The organism is Pseudomonas sp. B6001 (genome assembly GCF_013386015.1).
GTDB lineage: Bacteria > Pseudomonadota > Gammaproteobacteria > Pseudomonadales > Pseudomonadaceae > Aquipseudomonas.
Window position 1 is genome coordinate 20,284 of sequence record NZ_JACAOX010000002.1, and the last position, 22,925, is coordinate 43,208.

The 22,925-nt window shown below is 61.9% G+C and carries 19 protein-coding genes; 9 read left to right on the forward strand and 10 right to left on the reverse strand.

The window, feature by feature from the left end:
* Nucleotides 1-54: 54 nt before the first annotated feature.
* From HX821_RS02430 to HX821_RS02460, 7 genes are all read right to left on the reverse strand, one after another.
* Nucleotides 55-1,203, reverse strand: coding sequence for an iron-containing alcohol dehydrogenase (locus HX821_RS02430; RefSeq protein ID WP_003210968.1), 1,149 nt, complete (start codon nucleotides 1,201-1,203; stop codon nucleotides 55-57).
* A gap of 202 nt (nucleotides 1,204-1,405) precedes the next feature.
* Nucleotides 1,406-2,230 carry an ABC transporter permease gene (locus HX821_RS02435; RefSeq protein WP_003210970.1) on the reverse strand — a complete coding sequence of 275 codons (825 nt, stop codon included), beginning with the start codon at nucleotides 2,228-2,230 and terminating at the stop codon, nucleotides 1,406-1,408.
* Nucleotides 2,231-2,243: 13 nt separating this feature from the next.
* Nucleotides 2,244-3,476 carry an ABC transporter permease gene (locus HX821_RS02440; protein ID WP_003210972.1) on the reverse strand — a complete coding sequence of 411 codons (1,233 nt, stop codon included), beginning with the start codon at nucleotides 3,474-3,476 and terminating at the stop codon, nucleotides 2,244-2,246.
* Nucleotides 3,477-3,688: 212 nt separating this feature from the next.
* Nucleotides 3,689-4,729, reverse strand: a complete 1,041-nt coding sequence (locus HX821_RS02445) for an ABC transporter substrate-binding protein (RefSeq protein WP_003210973.1) — start codon at nucleotides 4,727-4,729, stop codon at nucleotides 3,689-3,691.
* Nucleotides 4,730-4,772: 43 nt separating this feature from the next.
* The gene (locus HX821_RS02450) at nucleotides 4,773-5,885 is read right to left on the reverse strand and encodes an ABC transporter ATP-binding protein (protein WP_003210974.1); all 1,113 of its coding nucleotides are present in this window, start codon (nucleotides 5,883-5,885) and stop codon (nucleotides 4,773-4,775) included.
* 226 nt (nucleotides 5,886-6,111) lie between these two features.
* Complete coding sequence (locus HX821_RS02455; RefSeq protein WP_003210977.1) at nucleotides 6,112-6,741, reverse strand: response regulator transcription factor; 630 nt, start codon at nucleotides 6,739-6,741, stop codon at nucleotides 6,112-6,114.
* Between the two features lie 25 nt (nucleotides 6,742-6,766).
* Entirely contained in the window at nucleotides 6,767-9,154 is a 2,388-nt protein-coding gene (locus HX821_RS02460; protein WP_003210979.1) for a PAS domain S-box protein, read from the reverse strand.
* Between the two features lie 77 nt (nucleotides 9,155-9,231).
* On the opposite strand from HX821_RS02460, the gene HX821_RS02465 reads away from it, so the two are divergent.
* A complete protein-coding gene (locus HX821_RS02465; protein WP_177035232.1) occupies nucleotides 9,232-10,206 on the forward strand; it encodes an alpha/beta hydrolase family protein in 975 nt (324 codons plus the stop codon).
* A 180-nt stretch (nucleotides 10,207-10,386) separates the two neighbouring features.
* On the opposite strand, the gene HX821_RS02470 is transcribed toward HX821_RS02465, so the two are convergent.
* The 3 genes from HX821_RS02470 to HX821_RS02480 are packed head-to-tail and all read right to left on the reverse strand — an operon-like array spanning nucleotide 10,387 to nucleotide 12,846.
* Nucleotides 10,387-11,154, reverse strand: a complete 768-nt coding sequence (locus HX821_RS02470; protein ID WP_003210983.1) for a TerB family tellurite resistance protein — start codon at nucleotides 11,152-11,154, stop codon at nucleotides 10,387-10,389.
* 1 nt (nucleotide 11,155) lies between these two features.
* On the reverse strand, nucleotides 11,156-11,830 hold the full coding sequence (gene murU / locus HX821_RS02475) for an N-acetylmuramate alpha-1-phosphate uridylyltransferase MurU (protein WP_177020667.1): 675 nt from the start codon (nucleotides 11,828-11,830) through the stop codon (nucleotides 11,156-11,158).
* Nucleotides 11,827-12,846, reverse strand: coding sequence for an aminoglycoside phosphotransferase family protein (locus HX821_RS02480; protein WP_008434428.1), 1,020 nt, complete (start codon nucleotides 12,844-12,846; stop codon nucleotides 11,827-11,829). The genes murU and HX821_RS02480 overlap by 4 nt, the downstream gene beginning before the upstream one ends.
* A 130-nt stretch (nucleotides 12,847-12,976) precedes the next feature.
* Here HX821_RS02480 and HX821_RS02485 point away from each other — a divergent pair, with 130 nt between their 5' ends.
* The 8 genes from HX821_RS02485 to HX821_RS02520 all read left to right on the forward strand — a co-directional run bounded on the left by HX821_RS02485 (nucleotide 12,977) and on the right by HX821_RS02520 (nucleotide 22,827).
* A complete protein-coding gene (locus HX821_RS02485; RefSeq protein ID WP_177035233.1) occupies nucleotides 12,977-15,787 on the forward strand; it encodes an LPS-assembly protein LptD in 2,811 nt (936 codons plus the stop codon).
* A complete protein-coding gene (locus tag HX821_RS02490; protein ID WP_003210991.1) occupies nucleotides 15,768-17,105 on the forward strand; it encodes a peptidylprolyl isomerase in 1,338 nt (445 codons plus the stop codon). The genes HX821_RS02485 and HX821_RS02490 overlap by 20 nt, the downstream gene beginning before the upstream one ends.
* Entirely contained in the window at nucleotides 17,102-18,091 is a 990-nt protein-coding gene (gene pdxA / locus HX821_RS02495) for a 4-hydroxythreonine-4-phosphate dehydrogenase PdxA (protein WP_177035234.1), read from the forward strand. Before HX821_RS02490 ends, pdxA begins: the two co-directional genes overlap by 4 nt.
* The gene (rsmA, locus tag HX821_RS02500) at nucleotides 18,088-18,900 is read left to right on the forward strand and encodes a 16S rRNA (adenine(1518)-N(6)/adenine(1519)-N(6))-dimethyltransferase RsmA (RefSeq protein ID WP_003210994.1); all 813 of its coding nucleotides are present in this window, start codon (nucleotides 18,088-18,090) and stop codon (nucleotides 18,898-18,900) included. Before pdxA ends, rsmA begins: the two co-directional genes overlap by 4 nt.
* Nucleotides 18,901-19,024: 124 nt before the next feature.
* The gene (gene apaG, locus HX821_RS02505; RefSeq protein ID WP_003210996.1) at nucleotides 19,025-19,405 is read left to right on the forward strand and encodes a Co2+/Mg2+ efflux protein ApaG; all 381 of its coding nucleotides are present in this window, start codon (nucleotides 19,025-19,027) and stop codon (nucleotides 19,403-19,405) included.
* A complete protein-coding gene (locus HX821_RS02510) occupies nucleotides 19,405-20,256 on the forward strand; it encodes a symmetrical bis(5'-nucleosyl)-tetraphosphatase (RefSeq protein WP_177035235.1) in 852 nt (283 codons plus the stop codon). The genes apaG and HX821_RS02510 overlap by 1 nt, the downstream gene beginning before the upstream one ends.
* A gap of 33 nt (nucleotides 20,257-20,289) precedes the next feature.
* Nucleotides 20,290-20,619, forward strand: a complete 330-nt coding sequence (glpE, locus tag HX821_RS02515; RefSeq protein ID WP_008434417.1) for a thiosulfate sulfurtransferase GlpE — start codon at nucleotides 20,290-20,292, stop codon at nucleotides 20,617-20,619.
* Nucleotides 20,620-20,904: 285 nt separating this feature from the next.
* Nucleotides 20,905-22,827, forward strand: coding sequence for a PrkA family serine protein kinase (locus HX821_RS02520; RefSeq protein WP_167664179.1), 1,923 nt, complete (start codon nucleotides 20,905-20,907; stop codon nucleotides 22,825-22,827).
* Nucleotides 22,828-22,925: the final 98 nt, after the last annotated feature.

Sequence of the window (22,925 nt, forward strand, 5' to 3'; positions counted from 1 at the left end):
GCGCGCATTGTATACCTCATGCTTTGCCGCGCGCACCGTGACCTCGCTCAATGGTTAATAAGCTGCCCGGTAGATTTTCTCAATATCCGCGGCGCTGAGCTTGCGCGGATTGTTGCGCATCAGCCGCTCGATCCCCGCCGCTTCTACCGCCATGGCCGGGATCGCATCTTCAGGCACACCGAAGCTGCGCAGGCCGGACGGAATCTCGACTGCGGCACACAGTCGCGTCATCGCATCGACGGCCTGGTCGGCGGCATCCACGGCGCTCAGCCCCGTGATATTCACGCCCATGGCCTCGGCAATCTCCTGCATGCGCTCCACACACGCCAGCTTGTTCCAGTGCATCACGTAGGGCAGCAGCAAGGCATTGCTTACGCCGTGGGCGATGTTGAAACGCCCGCCCAACGGGTAGGCCAACGCATGCACCGCGCCCACGCCGGCATTCCCGAACGCCATCCCGGCCATCAGGCTGGCGGTGGCCATGTCGTCCCGGGCCTCAAGGTTGGCGGGGTTGGCGTAGGCCTTGGGCAACGCCTTGGCAATCAGTTTGATCGCCCCGATGGCCAGTGCATCGGTGATCGGCGAGGCATTCAGCGACAGGTAGGATTCGATGGCGTGCACCAATGCGTCCACCCCACTGGCGGCGGTGACGCTGCGCGGGCAAGTCAGGGTCATCTGCGGGCTGATCAGGGCCACGTCCGGCAGCAGGTAATCACTGACGATGCCTTTTTTCAGTTGCGCGACCTTGTCCGACAGAATCGCCACGTTGGTCACCTCCGAACCGGTGCCGGCGGTGGTGGGAATCGCGATCAGCGGCGGGCCTTTGCGCGGCACCTGGTCCACGCCGAACAGGTCGGCCAGGGCGCCGTGGTAACCGGCGTAGGCCGCCACGCTCTTGGCGATGTCGATGGCACTGCCGCCGCCGACGCCGATCAGGCCGTCATGCCCGCCTTCGCGGTAGACGCGCATGCAGTCCTCGACGATGGCGATTTCCGGGTCGGGCAGCACGCGGTCGAAAATCTCGTAGGTCCGTTCGCCCAGGTGTTCCAGCGCCAGCGCCACGGTGCCGGACTTGACCAGTGCCGCATCGGTGACAATCAGCGGGTTGTCGACATCCAGCCGCGTCAGCTCGGCGGCCAGTTGCTCGATGGCGCCTGGGCCGGTGAGCAGTTTGTGGGCGATCTTGAATGAGGAAGTACTCATGTGCGCGGCCTCTTATCAGTTATGGGCTGGCACAAGATTAGCTGACTTGGGCTGGTTGTCTTGCATTCAGCTACTGAATAGACACAAACCCAATGTGGAAGCGGGCTTGCTCGCGAAGGCGGTAGGCCAGTCGATATCTCTGTTGACTGACACACCGCCTTCGCGAGCAAGCCCGCTCCCACATTTTGATCTCTGTTTGGCTTTAGACCTGGGCCGTACGCAGTTTCTCGCTACGCCCGCGCAGCCATTCCAGGGTCAGCAACAGCACCACCGAGAAGGCAATCAGCAAGGTCGCCGCCGCCGCAATCGTCGGGCTGAGGTTTTCACGGATGCCGCTGAACATCTGCCGGGGCAAGGTTGCCTGCTCGGGCCCGGCAAGGAACAGCGTCACCACCACTTCATCGAACGAGGTGGCAAAGGCGAACAGCGCCCCGGAGATCACCCCCGGGGCAATCAATGGCAAGGTCACCCGACGAAACGCCGTCAGCGGTGACGCGCCCAGGCTGGCCGCCGCCCGCACCAGGTTATGGTTGAACCCCTGCAAGGTCGCCGACACGGTGATGATCACAAACGGCACGCCCAGCACCGCGTGCACCACGATCAGCGAGAAGAAGCTGTTGCCCAGGCCCAGCGGCGCGAAGAACAGGTAACTGGCCACACCGATAATCACCACGGGCACTACCATCGGCGAAATCACCAGGGCCATCACCAGCGCCTTGCCGGGAAAGTGCCCCCGGGTCAGGCCAATCGCCGCCAGCGTGCCGAACACCATCGCCAGCACTGTAGCCGCCGGAGCCACGATGATGCTGTTCTTCAGGGCGCGCATCCATTCCGCCGAACCGAAGAAATCCTGGTACCAGTGCAGCGAGAAACCTTGCAGCGGGTAGACCAGGAAACTTCCACTGTTGAACGACAGCGGGATGATCACCAGCACCGGCAAGATCAGGAACAACAGGATCAGGCCGCAGAGGATCCGCAAGCTGTAGAACCAGACCCGTTCCACGGGCGACATATAAGGGCTCAGCATCGCAACGGTCTCCTTAGCTCAGGCGCAGGCGGCTGGCGCCCACCAGCCAGTTGTAGATCAAATACAGAACCACGGTGGCCAGCAGCAGCAAGCCGCCCAAGGCCGTGGCCATGCCCCAGTTGATGCTGGTGTTGGTGTAGAAGGCCACGAAGTAGCTGACCATCTGGTCGTTCGGGCTGCCCAGCAAGGCCGGGGTGATGTAGTAGCCAATCGCCAAAATGAACACCAACAAGCAGCCGGCACCAACGCCTGCGTAGGTCTGCGGGAAGTACACGCGCCAGAAGCTGGCGAATGGGTGGCAGCCCAGGGAGATTGCCGCCCGCATGTAGGTGGGCGAGATGCCTTTCATCACGCTGTAGATCGGCAAAATCATGAAGGGCAGCAGAATGTGCACCATGGAGATGTAGACGCCGAGCCGGTTGAACACCAGTTCCACCGGTTTATCGATCAGGCCCATGCCCATCAGCGCGCTGTTGATCAAGCCGCCGGACTGCAGCAACACGATCCAGGCCGCCACGCGCACCAGCACCGAGGTCCAGAACGGCAGCAGCACCAGGATCATCAGCAGGTTGCTTTGCCGCGCCGGCAAGTTGGCCAGCAGGTAAGCCAACGGATAGGCCAGCAGCAGGCAGCACACGGTGATGACCAGGCCCATCCAGAACGTACGGGCGAAGATATCGAGGTAGATCGCCTGGTCCGGGGTGGCCGGGGCGATTTCGCCGAGGTCGTCGATGCGGTGATCGACGGCGGCCAGCAAGTAGTATGGCGTGAGGCTGCTGGTGTTGCGCCGGATCGCTTGCCAGTACGCCGGGTCGCCCCAGCGTTCGTCGAGGTTTTCCAGCGCTTCTTTATAGGAGGCAGGCGCTTCGGTGAACGGCAGCGCCCGCGCGGTTTTTGTCAGCAGGCTGCGATAGCCCGCCAGCTCCATGTTCAAGCGTTTGGAGAGGTCGCCCAGGGTCGAGTTTTTCCGGGCTTCGCCCAGGTCCTCGCTGATGGCCTGGTACACCGGCTCGCCAGGCAAGCCACGACCGTCCCAGGCCGTCACCGCCACCACCGTGCGCGGCAGGCCGCCCACCACTTCCGGGTTGCCGACGCTTTTGTAGAGCAGCGCCACAATCGGTACCAGGAACACCAGCAGCAAAAACACCACCAATGGCGCGATCAGGGCCTGGGCCTTCCAGCGGTTGAGCCGCTCGGCACGCGCCAGGCGCTGTTTCAGGGTGGGGCTGGGAATGGCGAGGGCCATGGCGAACTCCGGATCGTAAAAAAGAATGCAGACCTGTGAAGGCCCACACCTGTGGCGAGGGGGCTTGTCCCCCGTTGGGCTGCGCAGCAGCCCCAGTAAAGCCACTGTGGTTTATTAGACTGACCGCGGTGGCTGGTTTTGGGGCCGCTTCGCAGCCCAACGGGGGACAAGCCCCCTCGCCACAAAAAGCCCATCCACCCTGGGTGCGGTGGTTACTTGGCAGCCCAGGAATTGAAGCGCTGCTCCAGTTGCTCACCGTTATCCGCCCAGAAGCTCACGTCGATCTGCACCTGGTTGGCGATGTTTTCCGGGGTAGTCGGCATATCCTTCAGGATGTCCTTCGCCAGCAACGGTACCGCCTGGGTATTGGCCGGGCCGTAGGCGATGTTTTCCGAATAGGTCTTCTGCTGCTGCGGCTGCACCGAGAAGGCGATGAACTTCTTCGCCGCGTCAGCACGGTCCTTGGCCAGGCCTTTTGGAATGGCCCAGGCGTCGAAATCGTAGATCCCGCCGTTCCACACCACTTTCAAATTGCTTTCTTTCTGCACGGCAGCGATCCGGCCGTTGTAGGCAGAACTCATCACCACGTCGCCAGAAGCGAGGTACTGCGGCGGTTGGGCGCCCGCTTCCCACCACTGGATATACGGCTTGAGCTCATCGAGCTTCTTGAACGCACGGTCCTGGCCATCTTTGCCGGCCAGCACCTTGTACACATCCTTCGGCGCCACACCGTCAGCCATCAAGGCGAATTCCAGGGTGTACTTGGCGCCCTTGCGCAGGCCGCGTTTGCCCGGGAATTTCTTGGTGTCCCAGAAATCGGCCCAGCCGCCTGGCGGTGCTTTCAGTTTGTCGGCGTTGTAGGCCAGCACCGTGGACCACACGAAGAAACCCACGCCGCACGGCTGGATCGCGCCCTTCACGTAGTCGCCCGGGTTGCCGAACAGTTTCGGGTCCAGGGGCTCGAACATGTCTTCGTCACAGCCACGGGACAGTTCCGGCGACTCCACTTCCACCAGGTCCCAGGACACGCTCTTGGTGTCGACCATGGCCTTGACCTTGGCCATTTCACCGTTGTATTCGCCGGCGACGATCTTGCCGTTGCCCGCGCTTTCCCACGGTGCATAGAAGGCCTTGACCTGCGCCGCCTTGTTCGCGCCACCAAAGGACACCACCGTCAAATCAGGGCCTGCCATGGCCTGTGTCGCGCCCATCAAGCTCAGAGCCAGGGCGGAATATTTCAGGGATCTCAACATTGTTGTTCTCTCCACGTGCGAGGTTGGTGAAGCAAGGGGGCGATCAATTCGCCTCTAGAAGTGGGTCGAGTGCGCGAACGTGCTCGACTTGCCAGCCAATCGGTACCACGTCGCCGACCGCCAGGGCTGTGTCCAGCTCGGCGATCGGTTGTTTCACAAAAAAATCGGTCTTGCCGCAGACTTCCAGGCGCACCCGCACGTGGTCGCCCAGGTAGATGAACTCGGCCACGCGCCCGGAGAAACGGTTGACGCAGCTTTCACTGGAGCCATTCAGGCTGACGCGCTCGGGGCGCACCGACAGGGTCACCGGGCCGCCGACCTGGCCGACGTTCACCGCCAGCGCCTCGACCTTTTCGCCGCGCGCCAGCTCGACCACGCAGCGGTCGCCGGTGTGGCTGTGCAGGCGGCCATTGAGGCGGTTGTTCTCGCCAATGAAGTTGGCGACGAAGGTGTTTTTCGGTTCTTCGTACAAGGTGCGCGGGGCAGCGATCTGCTGGATCTCGCCCTGGTGGAACACCGCCACCCGGTCGGACATGGTCAGTGCTTCGCCCTGGTCGTGGGTCACGTACACCACCGTCACGCCGAGGCGCTGGTGCAGGTGCTTGATCTCCATCTGCATGTGTTCGCGCAGTTGCTTGTCGAGGGCGCCGAGGGGTTCGTCCATCAGCACCAGCTGTGGCTCGAACACCAGCGCCCGGGCCAGGGCCACCCGCTGCTGCTGGCCACCGGAGAGTTGCGCCGGGTAGCGCTGGGCGAAGGCATCGAGCTGGACCATGCTCAGTACACGCTTGACCCGCTCGCTGATGTCGGTCTTGCTCAGGCCGCGTACAGAGAGCGGAAACGCCAGGTTCTCGGAGACGGTCATGTGCGGGAACAGCGCGTAGTTCTGGAACACCATGCCGATGTCGCGCTTGTGGGGCGGCACATTGTTGATGGAGCGGCCGGCCAGCTGGATCTCGCCGGCGGTGGGGGTTTCAAAACCGGCGAGCATCATCAGGCTGGTGGTCTTGCCCGACCCGGACGGCCCGAGCAGGGTCAGGAACTCGCCCTTGCGAATCTCCAGGTTGAGGTCTTTGACGATCAGGTTCTCGCCGTCGTAGCTCTTCTGCACGCCACGAAAGCTGACCAGCACATCATTTGAATCCACCTCGCTCATACCCGCACCTTTTTGTTTTGGACTGCCGTGGAACAAGCGTAGTCCCAGGGCAAGGCCGCGAAAATCGGGGGCCCGGAGAGATTGGCATCAGCAGGATGGAAGGTTTGGGGTAGGGATTGCCCTACACGGATGGCGGGGATAGAACAGAGCAGTTACAAACCCCACGCTACAAGCAGCAAGACCGGGCAGCGCGGCGCTCGGCAGGTAGTCGCAAACAGGTATGCCGCTATAGGAGTTTGTGCTCCATGGCGTACTTCACCAGTTCCGCCAGGGAGGTGATATTGAGCTTTTGCATCAGGCGCGCCTTGTGGGTACTGATGGTTTTGCTGCTCAACGCCAACTGCTGGGCGATGTCGTTGACGTTGGCGCCCTGGGCCAGGCGCTCGAATACCGAGAACTCGCGCTCCGACAACAACGAGTGCAATGGGCGGGAATCGGTGAGGCCGACTTCGAAGACCATGCGGTCGGCCAGGTCCGGGTCGATGTACCGCCCGCCCGCCGCGACCTTGCGGATCGCGGTCAGCAGCAGCGCCGGGTCGCTGTCCTTGGTGGCGTAGCCGGCGGCACCGACCTTCAGCGCACGGGCGGCCATTTGCGCTTCGTCGTGCATCGACAGCACCAGGATCGCCGGGGGATTGTTCAGCGCACGGATCCGCGGGATGGCTTCCAGGCCGTTGACGCCAGGCATCGAGATGTCCAGCAACACCACCTCGCAGGGCACGTGGCGCAGGGTCTCCAGCAACTGCTCGCCATTGCTCGCCTCGCCCACCACCAGCAGGTCCTTGGCCAGTCCTATCAGTTGCTTGATGCCTTCGCGAACGATGGTGTGGTCTTCAGCTACCAGTACACGGATCACTGTGGATGTCCTCTTCTTTTGGTTATCAATCCAGCGGCACCGTCACACTCAGGGTGGTGCCTTCGCCCAATGCGCTGTCCAGGCTCAACTGCCCGCCCATGATCAGCACCCGCTCGCGCATGCCCACCAGGCCAAACGATACAGGGCGCCCGGGAGCCTGGACGAAACCTGCACCGTCGTCGCTGATGGTCAGGCGCAAGTGCGCGCCCTCCACCACCAGCGTCAGCTCGACAGTATGCGCCTGGGCATGGCGCATCACATTGGTCAGTGCCTCCTGCAGGATGCGGAACAGGCCGATGGCCTTGGCGTCGCTCAGCGCCGGCAGATTATCCGGCACCTGCACCAGGCACGGAATCTGCGTCCGGGCCTCGAAACGCCGGGCCTGCCATTCGATCGCCGAGGCAATCCCGGCATCGAGAATCGGCGGACGCAAGGCGGTGGCCACATCGCGTACCAGTTGGAACAGTTGGGCGATCAGGCGCTTCATGCTGTTCAGCCGCTCGTGCAGGCCGGGATCCAGTTGGGCGTAGGTCAGCTCGCACATCGAGGTCTCCAGCTTGAGCACGGTGAGCATCTGCCCCAACTCGTCGTGCACTTCCCGGGCGATGCGGGCCTTCTCTTCCTCGCGCACGGTTTCCAGGTGGGCCGACAATTCCCGCAATTGCGCGCGGGAGGCGTCCAGCTCCAGCTCGATGCGCTTGCTCTCGCTGATGTCCCAGACAATTCCGTCCCAGACCACGGCGCCGTCTTCCAGGCGCCGGGTCACGGCCTTGATATCGGCCCAGCGCTGCTCGCCCAGGCGAGTCAGGATGCGGCCCTGCCAGGCCCAGTTGCTCTCGGTCTCGATGGCCTGGTCCTGGGTGCGGTGATAACTGGCGCGGTCGTCGGGATGCACCAGGCTGCGAATGCCCATGGCCGGATGGCTGAGCACTTCCGGCGCGTACCCCACCAGGCCCTCGCTGCCCTGGCTGATGTAGGCGAACTCGATCGCCTCGCTGCGCGGCAAGCGCTCCAGGCGAAACACCAGCCCCGGCACATTGGCGGCGATCCCTTGCAGCCGCGCCTCACTTTCCTGCAACGCCGCGAGGGCCCGGCGACGCTCGGTGACATCGTTGAGGTAGACCACCAGGTATTCGCCGTCGGCAAAGCGCAGGAAACTCAGGGACACATCGGCTGGCAATACGCTGCCATCGGCGCGCAGGCAATTGGTGGCAAAACTCTGTGGCCCGTCTTCGCTGGCCCGGGCACGCTTCCACAGGTTGAGCCAGCGGTCCATGGTCAGCGTCGGGTCGAACTCGATCAGCGGGCGTTCGATCAGGGCGCCGGGGGCGTAGCCGAGCATGGTTTCCGCCGCCTGATTGGCGTAGCGCACATGGCTGTCCCAATTGACCCAGAGGATACCGACGGTGCTTTGGTCGATGGAGAACTGGGTCAGGCGCAAGGCTTCGGCACCCGCGGCGCGGGCGGCGCTTTCTTCGCGGGCGGCCAGCAGATTATGCTCCAGGCCGCGTTGCTGGCGGCGCTGCCAGAACACCACGGCCAGGCTGGCGAGCAATAGCAGGCCCAGCAGTAACGTGAGGTTTTGCCAGAAGCCGGGGGACTCGGTCACCCGTGGGTATTTGGGCTGCAGCCAGCGGCTGTGCAACTGGTCCAGATCACGAGCGGGAATCGCGCGCAAGGCGCTTTGCATGATATCGGCCAGCTCGGGCCAGTCGCGCCGCGTGGCCACCCGCAGCAATTGCGGCAGGCCGATATCGCCGACCACGGCAAGGCCGGCGAACTCGGTTTCGCCCGACAACCGGCTCAATTGCGCCTCATCCACCACCGCATACCGCGCCTGCTGGCTCACCAGCAATTGCAGGGCCTGGCGCTCCATGGGCACACCTTGCAGGTTGAGACTCGGGTAGGTGCTGCGCAGGTAATCCGCCACTGCGCTGGGCATGCGCACGGCGACGCGGGATTGGTCGTCGAGTTTCTCCAGGTCGACTGCGGTGCTGCCATCACGAACCCCGACAATGTGCTGGGGCACCCGCATATACGGATCGGAGAACAACCACAGGCGCAGGCCGGCCGGGGTTTGCAGCAGGCCGGGGGCGAGGTCGACCTCGCCGTCACGCACCGCCGCCTCCAGTTGCTCCTGATTGGGAAAGTTGCGCCAGGTCAGTTCGATATTCAGCGCCTTGGCCAACCACTGCATCAATTCGACATTGGCCCCGGACAGCCGCTGCAAGCGCCGATCGTATTGGGCATAAGGCGCCTGTAGCACCAGCCCGACCCGCAGGTCGGGATGCTGTTCGAGCCATTCGCGCTGGCCGGCATCGAGCTGCGCCTGATGAGTGGCAGGCGCAGGCACGGCGCCCGCGATCAAGGGAAAGCATATACAGCCGATAACCAGCAGGTAGCGAAAACCCATGATCCACGTCTCATATCACTGACAAATACTGACCAACCCATTAGGCTGCCGGAATCACTTCTGGCCGGAAATCAACGATGCCACTTTCCCACCGCTCGGCACTGCCAGCATTGTGCCTGTCGCTGCTGTTTACCAGCGCCTTTTGTGTCGAGGCCGCCGACACTCCCGCTCCCGCCCCGGAAAAACCGGTGGTGCGCCAGCCCTTGCCGGAGCGCAGCCAGGAAGAAGCCAACGCCCTGGAACGACAAATCCCGCAGCAGGAACAACAACAGTTGCAGGCGGGCAGCGATTCTTTCCTGGCTTTGTGGAAGCCGGCCAACAGCGGTGAGCCTGAAGGCGTGGTGATTATCGTCCCGGGCAACGGCGAAAGTGCTGACTGGCCTCAAGCAATCGCGCCGTTGCGCAAGAAATTGCCGGACGCCTCCTGGGGCACCCTGAGCTTGTCGCTGCCGGACCTGACCCTGGACACCTTGCCACCCCGCGTCATCGAATCGCCCAAGGCGACCGTGGAGACCAGCAGCAAAGACGCCAGCACCGTCGCCAAACCCGTGGAGCAAGCCGCCAGCGCCGAAGCGGAAGGCACTGACCCGGCCGTGGTTCCCGGCACCGATGAACAAGACAAGACCGACACCACGCGAATCTTCGCGCGCATTGACGCCGCCCTCGCCTTCGCCCAGACCCAGAATGCCCGCAGCGTCGTATTGCTCGGCCACGGCACCGGCGCCTGGTGGGCCGCGCGTTACCTGAGTGAAAAACAACCGGCGCAGGTGCAGAAATTTGTCATGGTGGCCGGGCAGACCCCGGCGGGCCGTGCCCCGGACCTGCAACAACTGGCACCGAAACTGAAGCTGGCCACGGCAGATTTTTTCTACCAGGACAACGCCCAGGCACGCAAAGCGGCCCAGGAACGTTCCCAGGCCAGCAAGCGTTTGAAGAATGACAGCTACAAGCAGGTGTCGTTGAAGGCCCTCCCCGATAACAGCCAGGCAGGGCAAGAGCAGCTGTACCGGCGGATTCGCGGGTGGCTGAGCCCGCAAAATCCCGGAGACTGATCGTAAATCTCAAAAACACTGGAGAACAAAATGTGGGAGCGGGCTTGCTCGCGAATGCGGTGAGTCAGTCACTGCATCTGTTACTGATCCACCGCATTCGCGAGCAAGTCGAATCGTCGCACCGCCACTCCCACAGTTGATCCGATTTACGCCATAAAAAAGCAGCGCCTGATAATTCTGTTAGCGAAAGTCTCGCCTTTCGCGAATCAGCGCATAGGCGTTGTGCAGCTCGCGGGTACGTTCGGTCGCCTCCCGCACCTGGGCTGGACTGGCGCCACTGCCGGCAATTTTGTCCGGGTGGTGCCGGCTGAGCAGGCGCCGGTAGGCACGCTTGATCACCGCGGGCTCCGTCGTCGACGTCACCCCCAGAATCCGCAACGCCTCCTGATAAGCCCCGCCACGATTGGCCAACGGCTTGCGCTCCGGCTCATAGTCAGCCGCCAGCGCCTGGATCTGCTGGACCGTCCAACCCAGCCATTTGCCCCATTGTTCAATCAACTCGCGCTCGGCCGTACTGGCCTTGCCGTCCGCCCAGGCCATGCGCCAACAGGCACGCAGCACACCTTCCGCCGCATGGGGCTGGGCCTTGAGCACGCCCAGGTAACTGCGTACCCGGTCCGAGCCGGACTTGCCGCGATTGAACGCGGCAATCGCACGGCGCTGGGCCGGCTCGGCCATGTCCAGCGAGCGCATTTCCTGGCGGGCCTGCTGGATATGCCCGTCCACCACCCGGCCGTTGCTCTTGGCCAGGCGACCGAGCAACACGAACAGCAGTTCGTCATTGCGCAACGCCGGCCGGCCGCCAAGGCGCTCGCGTAACTGGGCCCAGCTTTGCAGTTCCAGGCGCCGGTCCAGCGCCTGGCCCAGCAGTGCGCCCAACATGGCCCCCGGAATGCTGGCAATGGCAAAGCCCGCCCCGGCTCCAATCAGAGTCCCTGGCCACAACATCCTAGTGCCCCGCTGTCAGCAGGGTTTCGACTTGCGCCAGACGCTCCAGCGTCCCGACATCGATCCAGCGTCCGTTCATGTGTTCCCCCGTCACCAACCCTTTCGCCATGGCGTCACGCAACAGCGGCGCCAGCTTGAAGGCACCCGCACTGCAACCCGCGAACAGCTGGGGGTGGAGTACGGAAATGCCACTGAAGGTCAGGTTATCGGCACCGGCGGCGGCATCATGAAGCGCGCCGTCCTTCAGGTAGAAATCACCACCGGACGGATGGTGCGGCGGGTTGTCGACCATCACCAGGTGGGCCAGCCCATCCAGTGGCTGGTGGAGGCTGGCGAAGTCGTAGTCGGTCCAGATGTCGCCATTGACCACCAGGAACGGTTCGTCCCCCAGCAGCGGCAAGGCCTTGAAGATCCCGCCGCCGGTCTCCAGCGGCTCGCCTTCGGCCGAGTACTGGATGCGTACGCCGTACTGCGAGCCATCGCCCAGATAGCCTTCGATCTGCTGGCCAAGCCACGCATGGTTGATGACGATCTCGGTAAAGCCCGCTTTCGCCAGCGCCTCGAGGTGGTACTCGATCAGGCGCTTGCCGCCGGCCTGGATCAGCGGCTTGGGCGTGTGCAAGGTCAGCGGGCGCATCCGCTCACCTTTGCCGGCGGCCAGGATCATGGCCTTCATACCACCGCCTCGACGCGCAGGCTCGCCAGCAATTCACCCAGTTCGCTCAACTCTGGCCGGTCCGCGAGCACCGCCTCTATATAAGCGAAGAAGCGCGGCACGTCCGCCAGGTAGCGCGGCTTGCCATCGCGGTGGCAGATGCGCGCAAAGATGCCGATCACCTTGAGGTGACGCTGCACGCCCATCAGGTCGCTGGCCCGCAGGAACTCCTCGAAGTCCGCCTGCACCGGAATACCCAGCGCGCCGGCGCGCTGCCAGTAACCGCGCTGCCATTCCCGCACGCGGGCCTGCGGCCAACTGAGGAAGGCGTCCTTGAACAGGCACGTGATGTCGTAGGTCACCGGGCCGTAGACCGCATCCTGGAAGTCCAGCACGCCGGGATTCGGCTCGCTGATCATCAGATTGCGCGGCATATAGTCGCGATGCACCAGGACCTTGGGCTGGGCCAGGGCGCTGTCAATCAGGTGTTCGCTGACGCGTTGCCACAGGCCAAGCTGCCGGGCGTCAAACTCGATGCCCAGCTCCCGGCGAACGTACCATTCAGGAAACAATTCCAGCTCCCGACGCAACAGCGCGACGTCATAACTGGGCAACGGGGCTTCCATCGGCAATTGCTGGAAAGCCAGCAATGCGTCGATGGCATCGGCGAACAATTGATCGGCATTTTCAGCCGTAATCACGTCCAGATAGGTTTTTTTCCCCAGGTCGTTCAGCAAAAGAAAGCCGCGAAGCAGATCTTGCGCATAAATTTTCGGAACATTTATTCCCGATTGACCGAGTAAATGAGCGATATCGACGAAAGGTTTGCAGTTTTCCTGGGGGGGTGGAGCGTCCATCACGACAAAACTGCGACCTCCTCCCTCCCACCGGAAGTAACGCCTGAAACTCGCGTCACTGCTGGCCGCAGTCAACGTGGCCGGGGGTACGACACCCCAGCCCTGGGTGGTAAAGAGGCCTGGCAATTGCTCATCAAGCCAGACTTTCAGCTGTTGCAAACGTAGATCTTGGTCGGGCATTACAAGGGTCTCCGACGGCGCTAGCCGTCAAGCGGGTCATGCTTTATTATCACGCATCTTTTTCAGACCATCGAGAGGCGTGCGGCCCACACCGCGGGCAGATGGCACGCAGGAAGCCCGGACTAATAAGATGGCATTGAAATCCCCCGCGTTTCGTAGAAAATTTCCGTTGCTGGTAACCGGCAGTCTGCTGGCCATGCAACCTTTCGCCACCTCATTCGTGGTCGCCGCGGAACAGTATGACTGCTCAGTCTCTGCTTCGGGTGCCTGGGATTGCGCGCCGAAAACGGCCGCAGCCCCGCTGCCACCGCGCCCGGTGCATGACGGCAGTGCCGTCAGCTCCGCCAATGGCACGCCGCAAGGCGAGTCCGGCGGCAGTGCCGAGGCCGTGCCGCAGACCACATTGGTCACCGAAGCCAAGGGCCGCGGCCTGCGTTCGCGCAGCGCCGACTACAGCCATCTGGACTGGGTCCCTCGCGAGAAACTCACCGCCGCGCAACTGGCCGAAACCGGCCCGTACTGCTCCGGCGCGTACATCGAGCCGATTCGTCCTGGCATGAACGACAAGACGAACAAGAGCGACGCACCGACTTTCATCGGCGCCAAGGTCTCTCGTTACGAGCAGGAACAGCAAGTTGCCTCCCTGGCCGGTGACGTCGTCATGCGCCAGGGCAGCATGCAGGTCGAGGCCGACGAGGCCAACCTGTACCAGGCCGAGAACCGTGGCGAGCTGAACGGCAACGTCCGTCTGCGCGACAACGGCGCCCTGCTGGTGGGCGACCACGCTGAAGTCCAACTGGACACCGGCGCCGCCAAGGTCGACAACGCCGAATACGTGATGCACAAATCGCGCATCCGCGGTAACGCCCTGTACGCCAAGCGTGCCGAGAACGCGATCATCCGTCTCAAGGACGGTACGTACACCACCTGCGAGCCGAACAGCAACGCCTGGCAGCTCAAGGGCAACAACATCACGCTCAACCCGGCCACCGGTTTCGGTACCGCGACCAACGTGACGTTGCGGGTCAAGGACATTCCGATCCTTTACACCCCGTATATCTATTTCCCGATCGACAACCGTCGTCAATCCGGCTTCCTGCCGCCGAGCTTCAGCACCGGTGGCGAGACTGGCTTCACGCTGGTTACGCCGTACTACTTCAACCTGGCGCCAAACTACGACGCCACGTTGTACCCGCAATACATGACCAAGCGCGGCCTGTTGATGGAAGGCGAATTCCGCTACCTCACCAAGTCCAGCGAAGGCCAGTTCGGCGGCGCGTACCTGAACGACGACAGCAGCGAGCGTAAAGGCCAGACCGACTACGAAAAAGATCGCTACATGATCAACTGGCAGCACAAGGGCGGGCTGGACTCGCGTGTACTGACCCAGGTCGACTACACCAACATCAGCGACCCTTATTACTTCCAGGATCTGAAGTCCTATCAGGAAGGGATCAAGAGCCAGGACTACGTGAACCAGCAAGGTTCGGTGACCTATCGCGGTGATACCTTCCAGGCGAAACTGAACCTGCAGGCGTACCAGCTGGCAACGATCTCCCAGATCACGCCGTATGACCGCTTGCCACAGATCACCTTCAACGGCACGCTGCCGTACCATCCAGGCGGGGTGAACTTCACCTACGAGACCGAAGCCGTACGCTTTGATCGGGACTTGGAGAACGGAAGCTTCACGGATGAAAACGGGCTCGTATCGCCGCGGCTCGACACCTACGTAACCGGCCTGACCCGCGCAAACGGTACTCGCCTGAACGTTGCGCCGGCAGTCGACTACCCGATGAACTGGACCTACGGTTTTATTACGCCAAAGTTGAAGTACGTCTATACCAAGTACGATCTTGATTTGGACAGCATCGGCAAGAACCAGATTATCGCAGCGCAAGCCGCGTCAACTGCAGCCAACCCTTATGCCGGTGGCACCTTCAAAAGCTCGCAAGACCGTGCAATTCCGATTGCCAGCATCGACAGCGGCCTGTACTTCGACCGCAACACCAACTTGTTCGGCAAAGACTACCGTCAAACTCTGGAGCCTCGTGCGTACTACCTGTATGTACCGAACAAGGACCAGGGCGATATCCCGGTATTCGACAGCGGTGAGTACTCGTTCAGCTACGCGTCGCTGTTCCGTGACAACCGCTTCAGCGGTACTGACCGCATCGGCGACGAGAACAAACTGTCCCTGGGCGTGACCAGCCGCTGGATCGAAGAAAACGGCTTCGAACGCCAACGCGTCAGCATCGGCGAGGCCGTGTACTTCAAGAACCGCGAAGTTCAACTGCCGGGCATCCTGGCCGCGGACCGTGCGGACGCACAGTCTGATGTTTCGCCAATCGCCCTGGACTACGAGTTCCGCTTCAACCGTGACTGGCGCGCCACTGCCGATTACAACTGGGACCCGGAAAGCCACAGCCCACGCTCCGGCAGCGCGATGTTCCACTATCAGCCGGAAGACAACCCGAACAAGGTTATCAACGTCGGCTACCGCTATCGCAACGACCAGGTGGTGTACAACCAGCTGACCGGCAAATGGCAGTTTGGTGGCGACTACGGGCAGCCAGGCGACCCGAACTTCGTGAAGGATTACTACAAAATCCAGCAACACGACTTCTCGATGATGTGGCCGATCGTTCCGCAGTGGAACCTGATCACCCGCTGGCAGTATGACTATGCCCGCAACCGTACCCTGGAGGCCTTTGGTGGTTTCGAGTACGACAACTGCTGCTGGAAACTGCGCGTCATCAACCGTTACTGGGTTTCCAACGACGAATACAGCCAGATCGCCCCGCTGAACGAAAAGGGTGACCACGGGCTCTTCTTCCAGATCGTCCTTAAAGGACTCGGCGGCCTGACCGGCGCCAAGGTAGAGAGCTTCCTCGACAAAGGCATTGAAGGTTATCGTGAACGTGAAGACCAAGCTTTCTGATTGTCTGCGCCCGCTGATGCTGGGCGCGCTGTTCCTGGGTACCGCCGCAGCTCACGCTGCGGTTCAACCGCTGGACAAGGTAGTGGCCATCGTCGATAACGACGTGATCATGCAGAGCCAACTGGACCAACGGGTCAAGGAAGTTCAGCAAACCATCGCCAAGCGTGGCGGCGGCGTACCGCCGACCAGCGTGCTGGACCAGCAGGTGCTTGAACGCCTGATCGTTGAAAACCTGCAACTGCAGATCGGCGATCGCTCCGGTATCCGTATCAGCGACGAAGAATTGAACCAGGCTGTCGGCACCATCGCCCAGCGCAACAACATGAGTGTTGATCAGTTCCGCGCAGCCCTGGCTCACGACGGCCTGTCCTATGAGGACGCCCGTGACCAGATTCGCCGGGAAATGATCATCAGCCGTGTACGTCAGCGTCGCGTGGCCGAACGGATTCAGGTGTCCGAGCAGGAAGTGAAGAACTTCCTCGCCTCCGACCTTGGCAAGATGCAGCTTTCCGAAGAACTGCACCTGGCCAACATCCTGGTGCCTACGCCAGACAGCGCCAACGCTGAACAGCTCAATGCTGCCGCAGCGAAAACCCAGGCTATCTATGACCGTCTCAAGCAAGGTGCCGACTTTGCCCAGATGGCCATTGCCCAGTCCGGCAGCGACAACGCCCTCGAAGGCGGTGACATGGGCTGGCGTAAAGCCGCGCAACTGCCACCACCGTTCGACCGCGAGCTGAGTGCCATGGAAGTCGGTGGCATCACCCAGCCTGCCCGTACGCCAGGCGGTTTCATCATCCTCAAGTTGCTCGGCAAGCGCGGTGGCGAAGAAGCCCAGATGAAGGACGAAGTTCACGTTCGTCACATCCTGGTCAAGCCAAGCGAGATCCGTACCGAAGCCCAAACCAAGGAACTGGCCCAGAAGCTCTATGACCGCATCGAAGCGGGCGAAGACTTCGGCGAATTGGCGAAGAGCTATTCCGAAGACCCGGGTTCGGCGCTTAACGGCGGTGATCTGAACTGGATCGATCCGAAGGCACTGGTTCCAGAGTTCCAGGACGTCATGGCCAAGACCCCGCAAGGCGTGCTGTCCAAGCCGTTCAAGACCCAATACGGCTGGCATGTGCTGGAAGTCCTTGGCCGTCGCGCCACTGACAACACCACCCAGGCCCGCGAGCAGCAAGCCCTGACCGTACTGCGTAACCGCAAATACGACGAAGAGCTGCAAACCTGGTTGCGTCAGATCCGTGACGAAGCCTACGTAGAGAACAAGCTTCCTGGTGCCGACCAAACAGGCACCGACCAGGCAGCCCAGTGACACCCAAGCGTTTCGCACTGACACCCGGCGAGCCGGCCGGCATTGGTCCTGACCTGTGCCTGCTGCTCGCCTCGCACCCCCAGCCACACCCCCTGATTGCCATTACCAGCCGCGACCTGCTCATTGAGCGGGCCGCGCAGCTGGTTGTGGTTGTCGATCTGCTGCCGGTGGGCCCGGGCAACTGGCCTGATCTGCCGGCACCGGCCAACAGCCTGTACGTATGGGATACCCCGCTGGCGACCAAGGTCGTGGCCGGGCAACTGGACAAGGCCAACGCTGCCTTCGTCCTGGAAACCCTGACCCGTGCCGGCCAGGGCTGCATCGACGGGGATTTTGCCGGGATGATCACCGCCCCGGTACACAAGGGCGTGATCAACGAATCAGGCATCGCCTTTTCCGGGCATACCGAATTCCTCGCTGAGCTGACCCATACCGAACAAGTGGTGATGATGCTGGCAACGGGCGACCTGCGGGTGGCGCTGGTGACCACTCACCTGCCCCTGCGCGAGATTGCCGACGCCATTACCCCCGAGCGACTGGAGCGTGTAACACGCATCCTGCACGCCGACCTGCAACAGAAATTCGGCATCGCCCAACCACGCATCCTGGTCTGTGGGCTCAACCCCCACGCCGGTGAAGGTGGCCACCTGGGCCATGAAGAAATCGACATCATCGAACCAACCCTGGAGCGTCTGCGCCTTGAAGGCATGGACCTGCGCGGCCCATTGCCTGCCGACACTCTGTTTACCCCCAAATATCTGGAGCACTGCGACGCAGTGCTGGCGATGTACCATGACCAGGGTCTGCCCGTGCTGAAGTACAAAGGCTTCGGCGCCGCGGTCAACGTGACACTGGGCCTGCCGATCATCCGCACCTCCGTCGACCATGGCACAGCCCTGGACCTCGCAGGCAGCGGCAAGATCGATACCGGCAGCCTGCACGTGGCCCTGGAAACCGCCTATCAGATGGCCGAGACCCGTATATGACCGAGCATTACCAACACCGGGCGCGCAAGCGTTTCGGGCAAAACTTCCTGCACGACGCTGGCGTGATCGATCGCATCCTGCGTTCCATCCATGCCAAGCCCGAAGACCGCCTGCTGGAAATCGGCCCGGGCCAGGGCGCCCTGACCCAAGGCCTGCTGAAAAGCGGCGGCCAACTGGACGTGGTTGAGTTGGACAAGGACCTGATCCCGATCCTCAACCAGCAGTTCGCCGGCATGCCCAATTTCAACCTGCACCAGGGTGATGCGCTGAAGTTCGACTTCACCAGCCTCAATGCAGCGCCCAACAGCCTGCGGGTGGTCGGCAACCTGCCGTACAACATCTCCACCCCGCTGATTTTCCACCTGCTGAACAACGCCGGCATCATCCGCGACATGCACTTCATGCTGCAAAAGGAAGTGGTCGAGCGCCTGGCAGCGGGTCCTGGAGGCGGTGACTGGGGTCGCCTGTCGATCATGGTTCAGTACCATTGCCGCGTAGAGCACCTGTTCAACGTCGGACCTGGCGCGTTCAACCCCCCGCCGAAAGTCGACTCCGCCATCGTGCGCCTGGTGCCTCACGCGGTGTTGCCACACCCGGCCAAAGATCACAAGTTGCTGGAGCGCGTGGTGCGCGAAGCCTTCAACCAGCGCCGCAAGACCTTGCGCAATACGCTGAAGGCTTTGCTCAGCAACGCTGAAATCGAGGCCGCCGGCGTCGACGGCAGCCTGCGCCCCGAGCAGTTGGACCTGGCCGCCTTCGTGCGCCTGGCTGACCAGCTCGCCATTCAGCCTGCGCCAGTGGCTGAATAAATAGTAGGAGCCGGCTTGCCGGCGATGGCGCACTCACGATCGCCATCGCTGGCAAGCCAGCGCCTACGGGCCTAGACTGACCGGCATCCGCTGTTCCCCCGCTTTTGCTTTTAAGGCCTCTTGCATGTCCGATCCTCGTTATCAGATCGACGTCAGCGTCGTCACCCGCTTTCTGGCGGAACAATCGCAACCCGAGCAGAACCGCTTTGCGTTCGCCTACACCATTACCGTGCAAAACAACGGCGAGCTGCCTGCCAAGCTGCTGTCGCGCCACTGGGTCATCACCGACGGTGACGGCCAGGTCGAGGAAGTCCGCGGCGCCGGCGTGGTCGGCCAACAACCGCTGATCGCCCCAGGCAAGAGCCACACCTACAGCAGCGGCACTGTGATGACCTCCCGTGTCGGCAACATGCAAGGCAGCTACCAGATGCTCGCCGACGACGGCAAACACTTCGACGCCATCATCGCCCCGTTCCGCCTCGCGGTGCCTGGAGCCCTGCACTGATGGCGACGTATGCCGTCGGCGACCTGCAAGGCTGCCTGGAACCGCTCAAGTGCCTGCTCGAGCGTGTGGCCTTCGACCCGGCCAAGGATCGCCTGTGGCTGGTGGGCGACCTGGTCAACCGTGGCCCGCAATCCCTGGAAACCCTGCGCTTCCTTTATGGCATGCGCGACTGCCTGGTGTGCGTACTGGGCAACCATGACCTGCACTTGCTGGCCGCCGGCAATAACATCGAGCGCCTGAAAAAGGGCGATACCCTGCGGGAAATCCTCGAAGCGCCGGATCGCACCGAGCTGCTTGACTGGCTGCGCCGGCAAAAACTCATGCACTACGACGAGAGCCGCGACACCGCCTTGGTGCATGCCGGCATTCCACCCCAGTGGACGCTGAAGAAAGCCCTCAAGTGCGCGAGTGAAGTCGAAGCAGCCCTGGCCGATGACAACCTGTACACCGCTTACCTGGATGGCATGTACGGCAACGAACCCGTTAAGTGGGACAACGAACTGACCGGCGTCGCGCGCCTGCGGGTGATCACCAACTACTTCACCCGCATGCGTTTCTGCACCGCCGAAGGCAAGCTGGACCTCAAGAGCAAGGAAGGCGCCGACACTGCGCTGCCCGGCTACAAGCCCTGGTTCGCCCACAAGGAGCGCAAGACCCGTGAAACGAAGATCATCTTCGGCCACTGGGCAGCCCTGGAAGGCAAGTGTGATGAACCTGGCGTGTTCGCCCTCGACACCGGCTGCGTATGGGGCGGCGCCATGACCCTGATGAACATCGACACCGGCGAGCGCTCGAGCTGCCAGTGCGACTCCCCCGTTCCCGAACAACTGCAGGCCGCGGCAAAGCGCTGAGCCGCGCTTTCATACAGGCCAAAGGAGCCCGCCATGACTGAATTCAAACGTATCCCTCCCGAGCAAGCCCAGGCCCTGCGCGAGCAAGGCGCGGTGGTTGTAGACATCCGCGACCAGCCGACCTACAACGCTGCCCACATCAGTGGTGCCCAGCACCTGGACAACCACAACATCGCCGACTTCATCCGCGCCGCCGACCTCGACGCGCCGGTCATCGTCGCGTGCTACCATGGCAACTCCAGCCAAAGCGCCGCCGCCTACCTGGTGAGCCAGGGCTTCTCCGACGTCTATAGCCTCGACGGTGGCTTTGAGCTATGGCGTGCGACCTATCCTGCAGAAATTGCCGCAGGCGACGCGCAATAATTTTTTTCAAACCCCGCTATCCCGCGTGACGCTTGGCCTCGCGCCGTTTCTGACGAACGGCGCGGCCAAACTAATTTCGTATCGCGCCTTGACCTCCCGGATTCCGAACTATCCTTAAGCGCAGGCCATCCAAAACAGGGGAGAGCCGGTACACCGGCGTGCGGGTCATCGGTAGCGTTTCAGGGTGTTCTGGGGGGAAAACGGCCATTGGTGTCCACCAATGGCTGCCAGCATCGACTGATTGATCCGGCGTCGGCTCCACGTATCGAGCGAGGTGACGACGTCATGAGTATTTTTAGCCACTTCCAACAACGCTTCGAGTCCACCCGCCAGGAAGAGCTCTCGCTTCAGGAGTATCTCGAACTGTGCAAAAAGGACCGCAGCGCCTACGCGTCTGCCGCTGAACGCCTGCTGTTGGCGATCGGCGAGCCGGAGCTGGTGGACACCGCAGCCAATTCGCGCTTGTCGCGGATTTTCTCGAACAAGGTGATCCGTCGCTACCCGGCCTTTGAAGACTTCCACGGTATGGAAGAATGCATTGACCAGATCGTCTCGTATTTCCGCCATGCCGCCCAAGGCCTGGAAGAGAAGAAACAGATCCTCTACCTGCTCGGCCCCGTCGGCGGCGGTAAGTCGTCCCTGGCCGAGAAGCTCAAACAACTGATCGAGAAGGTGCCGTTCTACGCCATCAAGGGCTCGCCGGTGTTCGAGTCGCCCCTGGGGCTGTTCAACGCCACGGAAGATGGCGCGATCCTCGAAGAAGACTTCGGTATTCCACGGCGCTACCTCAATACCATCATGTCGCCGTGGGCGACCAAGCGCCTGGCCGAATTCGGCGGCGACATCAGCCAGTTCCGGGTGGTGAAGCTCTATCCCTCGATCCTCAACCAGATCGCCGTGGCCAAGACCGAACCCGGTGACGAGAACAACCAGGACATCTCGGCGCTGGTGGGTAAGGTCGATATCCGCAAACTCGAAGAATTCCCGCAGAACGACGCCGATGCCTACAGCTACTCGGGCGCACTGTGCCGGGCCAACCAGGGCCTGATGGAGTTCGTGGAGATGTTCAAGGCACCGATCAAGGTGCTGCACCCACTGCTTACCGCCACCCAGGAAGGTAACTACAACAGCACCGAAGGCCTGGGGGCGATTCCATTCACCGGGATCCTGCTGGCCCACTCCAACGAATCGGAATGGCACACCTTCCGCAACAACAAGAACAACGAAGCCTTCATCGACCGGATCTACATCGTCAAGGTGCCGTACTGCCTGCGGATCAGCGATGAAATCAAGATTTACGACAAGCTGCTGTTCAACAGCTCCCTGGCCAAGGCCCATTGCGCGCCTGACACCCTGAAGATGCTGGCCCAGTTCACCGTGTTGTCGCGCCTCAAGGAGCCGGAAAACTCCAACATCTACTCGAAGATGCGCGTGTATGACGGCGAAAACCTCAAGGACACCGATCCGAAGGCCAAGTCGATCCAGGAGTATCGCGACACCGCCGGCGTGGATGAGGGCATGAACGGCCTGTCGACACGTTTTGCGTTCAAGATCCTGTCCAAGGTCTTCAACTTCGACCCGCACGAAATCGCCGCCAACCCGGTGCACCTGCTCTACGTGCTGGAACAGCAGATCGAACAGGAACAGTTCCAGGCTGAAACCCGCGAGCGCTATCTGCGCTTCCTCAAGGAATACCTGGCACCGCGCTACATCGAGTTCATCGGCAAGGAAATCCAGACCGCGTACCTGGAGTCCTACAGCGAATACGGCCAGAACATCTTCGACCGCTATGTGCTGTACGCAGACTTCTGGATCCAGGACCAGGAATACCGCGACCCGGAAACCGGCGAGATTCTCAACCGCGTAGCCCTCAACGAGGAACTGGAAAAGATCGAAAAACCCGCCGGCATCAGCAATCCGAAGGATTTCCGCAACGAAATCGTCAACTTCGTGCTGCGCGCCCGGGCCAACAACAACGGCAAGAACCCTACCTGGCTCAGCTACGAGAAGCTGCGGGTGGTCATCGAGAAGAAAATGTTCTCCAACACCGAGGATCTGCTGCCGGTCATCAGCTTCAACGCCAAGGCCAGCAAGGAGGATCAGCAAAAACACAACGACTTCGTCACTCGAATGGTCGAGCGTGGCTACACCGACAAACAGGTACGACTGCTCTCCGAGTGGTACTTGCGGGTCCGCAAATCGCAGTAAGGCAGCGACAAGCGTGCAATGCCAGGCTCCCGGTACGCCGGACAGCCTGGCAATCGACCGCTTGTCTTTAAGCTTCCAGCTTGCCGCTTGAAGCTTGT